The sequence below is a fragment of the Adlercreutzia equolifaciens genome (assembly GCF_029076695.1).
Lineage (GTDB): Bacteria > Actinomycetota > Coriobacteriia > Coriobacteriales > Eggerthellaceae > Adlercreutzia > Adlercreutzia equolifaciens_A.
Genome location: NZ_JARFIK010000492.1, coordinates 1 through 294, shown reverse-complemented (window position 1 = coordinate 294; position 294 = coordinate 1). Strand labels below are relative to the sequence as shown.

1 pseudogene is annotated in these 294 nt (G+C 72.1%); it reads left to right on the top strand.

Annotated features, from left to right (window positions below):
- Positions 1-294 (top strand): annotated as a pseudogene (locus PZH32_RS13320) (hypothetical protein); the annotation flags it as partial.

Here is a 294-nt window from a genome sequence, read left to right as displayed (position 1 = left end):
GCGCGAACGGCCGTGCGCTGCGGCGGTGAGGTAACCGTGGTGTACCGACGCCGCTTGGAGGACATGACGGCCTTGGCCGAAGAGGTGGAGGCGGCCATTGCCGAGGGCGTGGAGATGCTGCCGCCTCAGGCGCCGGAGGCCCTGGAGGTGGACGAGACCGGTGCGGTGCGCGCCCTCGTTACGCGTCCGCAAATGCCCGGGCCGGTGCGCGGGGGTCGCTGCCCAGGCGGGCGTGTAGGTGGCCAGCGAGGCCTCCCAGGCTTCGTAACCCTCCATGGCCGCGGCCGCTTCTTT